Source organism: Streptomyces nogalater (assembly GCF_039532885.1).
GTDB classification, from domain to species: Bacteria; Actinomycetota; Actinomycetes; order Streptomycetales; family Streptomycetaceae; genus Streptomyces; species Streptomyces nogalater.
The window spans coordinates 33,805-42,724 of sequence record NZ_BAAASM010000048.1; the positions used below are offsets into that span (position 1 = coordinate 33,805).

At 63.2% G+C, this 8,920-nt stretch carries 7 protein-coding genes and 3 pseudogenes; 4 read left to right on the forward strand and 6 right to left on the reverse strand.

The window, feature by feature from the left end; all coding sequences use genetic code 11:
- Positions 1 to 85: 85 nt before the first annotated feature.
- Together ABD350_RS28485 and ABD350_RS28490 are read right to left on the reverse strand one after the other, a co-directional pair.
- Complete coding sequence (locus ABD350_RS28485) at positions 86 to 958, reverse strand: DUF2797 domain-containing protein (RefSeq protein ID WP_344351512.1); 873 nt, start codon at positions 956 to 958, stop codon at positions 86 to 88.
- Positions 959 to 1,156: 198 nt separating this feature from the next.
- A pseudogene (locus ABD350_RS28490) lies at positions 1,157 to 1,378 on the reverse strand (NUDIX hydrolase); the annotation flags it as partial.
- Positions 1,379 to 1,449: 71 nt separating this feature from the next.
- On the opposite strand from ABD350_RS28490, the pseudogene ABD350_RS28495 reads away from it, so the two are divergent.
- Positions 1,450 to 1,668 (forward strand): annotated as a pseudogene (locus ABD350_RS28495) (hypothetical protein); the annotation flags it as partial.
- Positions 1,669 to 1,798: 130 nt separating this feature from the next.
- On the opposite strand, the gene ABD350_RS28500 reads toward ABD350_RS28495, so the two are convergent.
- Together ABD350_RS28500 and ABD350_RS28505 are read right to left on the reverse strand one after the other, a co-directional pair.
- Positions 1,799 to 2,254: a hypothetical protein gene (locus ABD350_RS28500; protein ID WP_344351513.1), complete on the reverse strand. Its 456-nt coding sequence runs from the start codon at positions 2,252 to 2,254 to the stop codon at positions 1,799 to 1,801.
- Positions 2,255 to 2,330: 76 nt separating this feature from the next.
- A complete protein-coding gene (locus ABD350_RS28505) occupies positions 2,331 to 3,017 on the reverse strand; it encodes a hypothetical protein (protein ID WP_344351514.1) in 687 nt (228 codons plus the stop codon).
- 491 nt (positions 3,018 to 3,508) lie between these two features.
- On the opposite strand from ABD350_RS28505, the gene ABD350_RS28510 reads away from it, so the two are divergent.
- From ABD350_RS28510 to ABD350_RS28520, 3 genes and pseudogenes are all read left to right on the forward strand, one after another.
- Positions 3,509 to 4,498, forward strand: coding sequence for a cell division protein FtsK (locus ABD350_RS28510; protein WP_344351515.1), 990 nt, complete (start codon positions 3,509 to 3,511; stop codon positions 4,496 to 4,498).
- Positions 4,499 to 4,587: 89 nt separating this feature from the next.
- Positions 4,588 to 4,794, forward strand: a pseudogene (locus ABD350_RS28515) (DUF2637 domain-containing protein); the annotation flags it as partial.
- Positions 4,795 to 5,144: 350 nt separating this feature from the next.
- Complete coding sequence (locus ABD350_RS28520) at positions 5,145 to 5,426, forward strand: site-specific integrase (protein ID WP_344351520.1); 282 nt, start codon at positions 5,145 to 5,147, stop codon at positions 5,424 to 5,426.
- Positions 5,427 to 5,837: 411 nt separating this feature from the next.
- Here the strand turns inward: ABD350_RS28520 and ABD350_RS28525 are convergent, their stop codons facing one another.
- Together ABD350_RS28525 and ABD350_RS28530 are read right to left on the reverse strand one after the other, a co-directional pair.
- Positions 5,838 to 8,060, reverse strand: a complete 2,223-nt coding sequence (locus ABD350_RS28525; RefSeq protein ID WP_344351516.1) for an nSTAND3 domain-containing NTPase — start codon at positions 8,058 to 8,060, stop codon at positions 5,838 to 5,840.
- A gap of 405 nt (positions 8,061 to 8,465) precedes the next feature.
- Positions 8,466 to 8,920, reverse strand: a 455-nt coding sequence (locus ABD350_RS28530) for an NUDIX domain-containing protein (RefSeq protein ID WP_344351517.1), incomplete at its 5' end; no start/stop codon positions are given.

Consider the following 8,920-nt stretch of genomic DNA (forward strand, 5'->3'; position numbering starts at 1 on the left):
TCTGAGAAGAGGCTTTCCAGAGTCTGTGATTTCTCTGAGAAACGCCCGGGCGTCCGGGAGTTGGATACCGGAGGTGCCTTCCCGGTCAGAACAACCCGTCCGGTTCCCTGCCGAACTCCCGGACGGGGAAGGCGCATCCGTCCACCGCCGGCTCGACCGGCACCAGCTCCCATCCCGTCATCAGCCGGGTGTCCAGGACGACGGCCCCGCGCCCGCCGACGGCCAGGTGGAGATCGGGCCCGGCAGCCGCGACCAGCTCTCCGCGCACGGCCCCGCCCGGCACCAGTTCCAGCACCTCACCGAACGCCTCCGGGGCTCCCGCGAGCCCGAACGCCCCCACATGGTCCACGACACGGCAGGGTTCGGGCCGTAGCGACTCCGGCCAGCCGGGGAGCGCGACAGCCCGCGCGTGCAGCTCCCGCACCTCGGCGGCACGCTCCGCCTCCGTGCCCGGCAGCGCCGACCGCACCGCCCGCTTGTCGGTGTACGGCACCCGGTCCGGCACGCCCAGCGCGGCCCGCAGCAGCTCCTCGGCGCGCCGCGCGGCCATCAACGGCCCGGTGCCGAGCCAGCTGAAACAGACGGCGCCCTGTTCGAGCAGCCGGGCCGGCCCCCGTTCTACGGCGGTGATGCCGGCCTTCACCCTTCCCGGCCCGAACCAGGCCAGGTAGACCCGGTACGGCCGGGGGTCGTCCGCGATCGTGTCGGCGGCCACCGAGTGCGCCCGCTCCAGCCGCGCGCACTCCTCGCACCGGCCGCCCGTACTCCGTCCCGGCACGACGGCCCACACCGGACAGTCGTTCCCCCGCGCTCCCGCACATGCCCGCACACCCCCCTCCGGCACGGCGAAGGCGATCCGCTTCCCCCAGGACAGCGCGCTGCGCCGCCCACCGTCCCACACCAGCACCGGACCGTCCGGCGACCAGCGCAGCCCCGTGCATTTCCAGACCCGTGCCATCACTTGTGAGCGTAAGGGCCGGGTCTGACAACGGCCGGGTCCCGGCTTTTCCCGGGGGCCGCGGCTCGTCGTACAGACTCGTGCGACCGCTTCCGGGGCGAAGCCCGGTATCCGGTCACCAGCCGGGCAGCCGCGTTCAAGGACTGCTGACCCCCGCCGGCGAGCCGTGCGACGGCCACCAGGGAACGGGAGGTCAACTCAGCAGGGCATGAGAGGGTGACTCCCGACCTGCGCGTCGAGTGCGTCGAGCACGCGTATCGCGTATGCCTCGTCGGCAAGCTCGATGACCTTTTCATGGGTGACCCAGCGCAGTGTGCGGGTCTCCACGCCGGTGGTGGGCACGTCGTCGGCGGCTTCGCAGCGGAAGACCAGCTGGACGATCAGGCCCTTCGTGTTCTCGTAGACGCCGGTCAGGGTCGCGACAGATCCTCCACCGGGGGACCAAGGCCGAGGAGTCCGACGACTTCCTTCCACTCCCCGAGTTCCTCCTTCGGGCGCTGCGCGCCCGCCGCGCCGGCGTCCGGGTGATCCCGCTCCGCAACACCCGCCACACGTGCAGCTCGCTCCTCGGCGCCCTGAAGGTGCACCCGAAGGTCGCCCAACGAATCCTGCGGCACTCCCGGATCGCCATGACGACGGAGATCTACGCCGGAGCCAGCGAGGGTTGCTGTACTTCGCTGCTGTACGCCCCTGAAACGCAAGATCCGTAGGATCGGGCAGCTGTTAGGCGATGGTTCCGCTCCCTTCCGGGCTGGTCGCTGACGCTCGTGAGCGTCAGCGACCGTGTGCCGTCGTTGCCGTCAGCGTTGCCGTCACCCGGAGCAGTACCGTCTCCGGTCATCACATGGCATGAGTGCCAGACAGGATGGCCATGGACCAGTGCACATCGGTGCCGTTGACCTTTACGGACAAGTGTTTCTCTTCGCCGGGGGCGGTATAGACGCGGCCGATGGTCACCGGGTCATCGCACGTGATCTCGGAAGGGTCTGAATCCTTGGGTCCGTACTGGATCGTCATGGTGCCCCTGCCCGTACAGAGGGCGTGGACGGTGTAGACCTTCTCGGTCGGTGTGAACACCGGCAAGGTTCGGCTGTCCGTACCATTGGTCACCGGAAGCAGGAAATCAGGCTTCTCCGGTAGGGCCAGCGGACCTCGGGGGGCCTTGCTGGGGTTCGCCGCTGTAGCGCTCGACGGCGAAGAGGCCGGGGCCTGCGAACCGACGTCGTTATTGTTAGCGGCGGCGCACGCCGAGACCAGAAAGACCAGCAGGACCGGCGCGGCAACATGTCGGCGCATGCGATGACTCCTTGAGGTAAGTGGGCGCGCCCCGGTACCAACGGTCACAATGAGGCGCTCTATCGCGGTGTGCGGTTCAGCTGTAGATGCGCCAACCCTCGCGATACGGAGCCCATACGTTCATGTATTGCTTGTCGCCGATTTTGCAGTTGCTGTACTGCGTCGCGACGTAGCCGTACACGTTCTCCTTCATGATGCCGTAGTCACCCTTGACCGTTGAGTGGGCCTTCACCTTGCCGCCGGTCTCGATGCCGAGCTCAGATGTCCAACTCTTACTGACGTTGCCGTTGACGTCGACCTTCAGCTTGCCGAGCCACAACACCTTGATCTCACCGCTGACGGTGACCGACGCACCCATGGTCGTCGTGCCCGACTTCTTGGACGTGAACTTGAAGTCGACCGAGTAGGACAGGTCGTTCTTCACGAAGGTCTTGTACTTGACCGACATCGTGTTCTGCGTGTTGTTGGTGACGTGCACAAATCGTTCCCTCTCGCAGACTAGTCCGTCAGGGAACAGCTCGTCGCCGGGCTTGCCCGGAAATACGGGATCAGTGGTCTCGATGACCTCTTCGGTCTCGCCCGGAATCGGGGCGTCTTCCTCAAGCGCTCCGCTGGCGTCCGATCCGGTCACCGCTCCTGCACTCGGATTGCCGGTCACACTCCCCGGCTCGACAGGCGCATCGTCCGTGACCACAGGCGGTGCCACACGGCTGGTCCCGGCCGTGGGCTCATCGGCGGCGAAGGCCGGCACGGCAGTTGCCATCAGGAGCAGCCCAGTGACGCCTACGAGCACGCTGGATCTTCTCTGCATGAATCCCCCTCAGTTCCGCCAACTCAGTGAAGGACAGTTGGCATTTGAGGTGAAGCACATCATGTCCATGGTCAGCGATCACGAGAGTTGAGCAACATCTGAGCGAGCACCTGACGCATCGCAAACAAGGCAGGAAAGAGTATTGACATAGAGGATGACGGGGGCGGACGGGTTCCCCTTTCCATAAAACCACCCACACTGTGGACAGCCGGTCGCCTGCATGGAGGTATCAGCCGGGCCTCGCAAATGCGCGTTTGGTCCGGTGATGGTTGTCCGATACGGAGGCAGCTTCCGCAGACCGGTTCAAGGGCCGCACCTCCTGGACCTCCAACAAACGACCACGAAGGTACGAGCCACCTCCACGAGCACAACAAACGGGTGAAGCACGCCCAACTCGCCCGGAGTCACTGTCCAAGACGGGCCGCAAGCCGCCCAAGCCTCGGGTGCTGACGCCCGCGCCGAAGGTCAAGCCGGACCGGTTCGGCGTCGTCGCCAGGGCCGGTTTCCTGCCGAAGGTAGGGCAGGAGGAGTTCCAGAAGGCCGCGCCCTACATCGCCGATGCCTGGCGGTGCACACGGGTAGCGGTCTCTCAGGACAAGCCCGGACAGGTCCTCATCCGTGGCGTGCGGGTGGATCCGCTGATCACCAAGACCGAGCACACGCCGACGGGCAAGGTCCCCGCGAGCATGGCCGTGTGGGACGTCGGCGTGGACGAGTACGCCCAGCCGGTGAGCGTGAATCTGGCCGAAGTGCCGGGCGTGACCGTGGCCGGCCTTCCCGGCTTCGGCAAGACCTCCCTGATCAACCGCTTCATCTGTGACTTCGCGCCCTCCCCCGCGGTGCAGTTCGCAGTGGCGGACGGCAAGGTGTTGGGTGCCCACGAGGGTGACTACGCCGACCTCATGGGGGGGTTGTTCGCCTTCACCGGAAGCGACCTGACGGAAGCCAACGCCCTGTTCCGGAAGCTGGTCAGGTTGCGGCGTGCCCGGTCCTCCGTGATCAAGACGGTCCTTGGCCGTAAGGACATGTGGCACGGCGGACCGTCCGCAGACTGGCCGTGGGTGGTGCTGATCGTGGATGAGGCGCACACCTTCGTCCGCGATCACAAGGGTTCCGACAAGGAGTCGAAGCAGCTCGCTGCCCTGGCGGCTAAGAACGCCCGCGGCGACGACATCAGGCTGTGGCCCGACGCCAACCCGACCGTGTTGCAGGAACCGGCGTACGTGGGCGTCGCGGTCATGAAGACCCAGGGGCAGAAAGGTTTCACCCGCGTGCGGACGCCGTACGTCAGCGAAGCCGATTCCGCCGGCATCGCCGCTCGGACCGCTCACCTCACCGCTGCCCCGGCTGACCTGCTCGCCGCCCAGCTCCCCGGTATCGACCTCATGAAGGACGACTCGGACGACGACGCCATTCCGCCGCTTGCCGCGTGATCCGCTGGCCCCGACCGCTCACCGTCAGACCCGGGAGGTGAATACACATGACAGAGGACCGGATCACTCAGCGCACCGTGACCGTGGTCATGGGCATCATCGCCGCGCTCGCGTTCGTCTTCTCCTTCGGCAACGTATGGACCCTGGCCCTGCGCCTGGGCGTCCCCGCCTCCATCGCGCCCCTGATCGCTCCCATGGTCGACCTGTCCGTGGTCGGTCTCCTGGTCGCCCTGCGCTATCTCTCCCTGCGCGGCGTCCCGCCCGAGCAGATGACGGCGGCCACCCGGCTGATGCACGTCTCCGGCCTGCTGACCCTGGCCCTCAACATCGCCGAACCCATCGTCGCCGGGCACTACGGCCGCGCCGCCGTGGACGCCGTGGCACCCCTGCTGCTCCTCGGCTGGGGAGCGGTCGGCCCCCAGCTCCTGCGCTCCTTCCACGGGGCCACTGTCGACGCGATCACCCCGACACCGGCCGCCGAGACCGAACCGGCCGAAACCCCTGCTCCTCCGCAGATCCGGTGCCCGCCTCGATCTCGTCCCCGGCCATCACGCCCGAACCGGTTCCCGCTCCGGCTCCACTCGCTCCGCCCACCGCCACGGCACCCATGCCCTCACCTGTGTCTGTGCCTGTGCCTGGGGTCAAGGTGCCTGAGCCGCTGCTCGCCGAAGCACGCTCCATCGCCGCGTCCCACCACGCCGAGCACGGCGAACCCATCACAGCGGTCCAGCCCAAGAGGCGACTCGGCATCGGGCTCCCGATGGCCACCGCCCTCCACGCAGCCCTCCACACCTGCGCATCCCTGCTCCCCGAACAGGGCGCGGATGCCCACACGATCATGGAAGCCCTCGGTCACAGCTCCATGCGCGTGACCATGGACATATACACCTTCGTACGGCTCTACTCCCAGCGCTCCGCCTTCGATTGACGATGACGACGGCACGGCGGGCGCACTCGAAGCAAAAGCCAGAGGCCCTGTGGATCACTCCACAGGGCCTCTGGTTTGCTGTGCACTCGGCAGGATTCGAACCTGCAACCTTCTGATCCGTAGGATCGGGCAGCGTGTTGGGCGGAGGCCCCGCCTCCTGTCGGACTGATCGCTGACGCGCGTGATCGTCGGTCTCCGAGTGCCGTGGTTGCCGTCAGCGTTGCCGTCAGCCCTCTGAACGATGGCACCGGCTCGCAGCGTCCGATCTGACATGCAGCATGCCGCGCACAGCGCGGCGGCGCCGGTTGGTCGCCCACCGGGGGCCACCGAGTAGGCGCAGAGACAGGACGGCCAAGCGGTGGGTCAGAACGCCGTCGTGTTGGGGCGGGTGGAGACACCACCATCGACCCATCACTCCAGGAAACTGAGGGAATTCATAGTGAGATAAGCATCGCCGTCAATATATTCTGGATCTATATCAGACTCTTCTTCACTCCCTTCCAAACTCTCTGCCTCTTCCGGGAGCCAACTTTCCAGCAAGGTCGCGGCACTCGGCCACTTATGTTGCCATAGATCGTCATATCGTAGTATGTAGTCAAGGCCGCTATCGATCATCTCCGGGTCCACGCCGTCAGGGTCACGAGAGTACTGCTCCAGCAGCGCTTCAAACATTTCATCGGCTTGCCCGCACAGGTCCTCCCTAATTCCGTCGTCCACGAATTCCGCGAGATCCATCGCATGGCTAGCTGCTATGAACAGGCCATGGTCACCGCGATCCCTGTTGAACAGAGAAGTGAGCCCTTCCAGCCTCACTGAATCGTGAAGCTGCCTAATCCTGCGATTGGCGGATACGTCCGTGATTCGAATCAGCGAGATGATGTCGCCAGTCGACCCTCCGTAAACGAACCCTGGTTGCTTCAGCCTTCGCACTGCCCAATTCTCAACACTCGGTACGTGCATTGATCCTGCGATGTTCAGGCAGATCGCAGCTCTGCCTGCCTTGGAGTGTGTGGCCGTCTCATGGCAATCCAATGTCGCCATTGCGGCCTCCTCAACTTCCGCCCGAAAAGGAGTGAGGTTCAATCGAGCGGGCAACCCCGCGTCCGCTGGTGCGTCATGGTAGGACCAGAGAAGCGCCACTTGGTCGAAGGAATACGGGTTCTTCAGCACCCTAACGATGAGGTCACTCTCTTCCGAAAACTTCATCAGCATGAAGTCGTTCACGGAAGGGTTACTGAATTCTACGTAACTATGAGCGCCTTCATCAAATAGCCGGACGAGTGTGCCATTCAGGATTCTCAAACTGGCTTTGAAATGAGACGAGCCACGATTAGCAAATGCTAGATATGCTTTCCCTAGAACTGAGAGATCAACCTTGCCACCGAAGGTGAAGAGGAGACGGAGGACGTCTCTGTCGCTCTCTTTCAACTGGTGGTCAAACACGTGCCTCCACAACCCCATAGGGTCGTCAAGGGCTGCTACGACTTGAGTACCGGGTTCCCCCAAGTCGGGCTCGAATGGTGCAGATAGGAGGTCTGCGATAGCCCTTGGATTGAAGTTGCGATGCCTAATGATCGGACGATATACGTCCGGATGAGAGAAATTTCGCTTTGCGGACGTCGGCCATTCAGACCAGTAGACATGATTGTAAAGTATCTGGGCCCGCTCTTCCCGCCCGAGAACATCTATATCGACCGTGAACGTGAGGGGATCGAGATCCGCTCGATCCATGCGCTCGTACCTTTGCCGCGCCTGCTGGAGAACGTATTCGCGCGTTGTGCAAACGAACCTTTTAGTCGAATCCTTGCGGATGCGTCGAATCAAGGACAAAAGTCTACTGTCTTCATTTTTGTGCAACTTGTCATCTAGTGACGTCTGACCAAGAAAATCGTCGTAGATGAAAATCTGCGGTTCTCCGTCATGCCAGACCCGAAAAACGTCTTCCACATTTTCAGATACTTCGACGACTTCGAATCCGCGATCCGCGTAGTGAGCGCAAATCACCTGGGCCAATGTCGTCTTGCCTACACCCGGTGGCCCTGACACCAAAACCACGTGATTCTTCTCCACGAGGTTCATTGCTTTGCGCAAATTAGCACTCGGCACGTACGTGCGCAATGTTTCTTTGATGTCATCGGCGAGATGCAGCGAACGCTGGATCACATTCTTCGAGATCATAGCCTCAAGGATCGTGGCATCATTAAGCCATAGCCTCATGTTCTTGCGAACAACTTCGGGGTTATTCTGCAGAAACGACGTGATCTCGGCTAGCCCGTAGATGTCCCCGGTGCTTTGAATATAGGGCCGAAATCCGTCAAAGATCTTTTCCTTGGCGGCTGGCGTCAATCCGGCCGAGGTAACCAAAATGTAACGCATTGGCCTTGGGCGCATGCGATCCAGTTTGGGGAGTTCACTGTCAAACAGGTGTGCAATAAGTTTTGCGCGCCCGCTTTTCATCCAGTGCTTGCATTGGATGACGATTGTCCGATTCGGGGCATAATATCGTAGGTCGATGCCGCCATCCGGCCCGCTTGAGAATATCTCAAGCCTCACGCCTAGTAGGCGCTCAAGTATGTCTTTGCAGAGACCTTCGAAGTCCAGGTCAGACAACTTTTGCAGATCGAGCAAGTCCACGCCCCACCCCCCAAGGTGTCCCGCACTGCGAAGGAAGATCGTAGTCCTTCACTACCGCTTCGAGTGGGGGAACATGCTCACTCACCTTGACATGCCGCTCCTGCCGACAGCCGGATTGGGGGTGTTAGGGCACCCCACAACCACCAAGTCAGGGCCCCGCTCGACCAGAAGCGGTTAGCCCACGAGTGATCATCGTCTGGGCCGTCAGAGACCGCTCACCGGCGACCGGCGACGACCAAGCGACGGTTGTAGCGAACACCAGTCACAGGTCACCCACGTCGATCTGTGACGCCAGGACCACCATGCCCAAGCCTGGAGAACTGGCCTCAGGGTTCCGCAGGTGATGCGCCAAGCAGACCAGCAGGGAGCGTCGGATGAACTTCTAAAGCCGCTCCGCGAATGCGATCAGCCGAGGTAGGGCCGCTCACGGTGTTCTAGAAAGTGACGGATCCGCAGCCGCTGCGTGTGGTGCATCGGCAGCTGATCGATCTCCTCCGGCCGGGCGAACCGCAACTCCGTGGACTCGTCCGAGATTGCGAGCCGGCCCCCGACCACACGGGCCGTGAAGCAGACGTTGAACTGCCTGCGCACCTCACCGTCCGAGTAGGCGATGATGTGGCGAGGGTCGGTGTACGTGCCCACGAGCCCGGTGATCTCCACGTCCAGACCCGTTTCCTCCTTCACCTCGCGGACGGCTGTTCCCGGGAGTGAGTCGGTCATCTCCATACCGCCCCCTGGCAGAGCCCAGAGATCGTTGTCCCGCCGGCGCTGGAGGAGAATGCGTCCTTCGTCGTCAGTCACCACGGCGGACGCGGCGACCACCATGCTGTTCGGCTCCGGTGCCGCCGGGTCGTCGTAGT

What these genes read in the sequence shown, in the direction of transcription:
- ABD350_RS28485 (WP_344351512.1), bottom strand. Translation starts at nt 958, where the DNA reads ATGGCACGGGTCTGGAAATGCACGGGGCTGCGCTGGTCGCCGGACGGT.
- ABD350_RS28500 (WP_344351513.1), bottom strand. Translation starts at nt 2,254, where the DNA reads ATGCGCCGACATGTTGCCGCGCCGGTCCTGCTGGTCTTTCTGGTCTCG.
- ABD350_RS28505 (WP_344351514.1), bottom strand. Translation starts at nt 3,017, where the DNA reads ATGGCAACTGCCGTGCCGGCCTTCGCCGCCGATGAGCCCACGGCCGGG.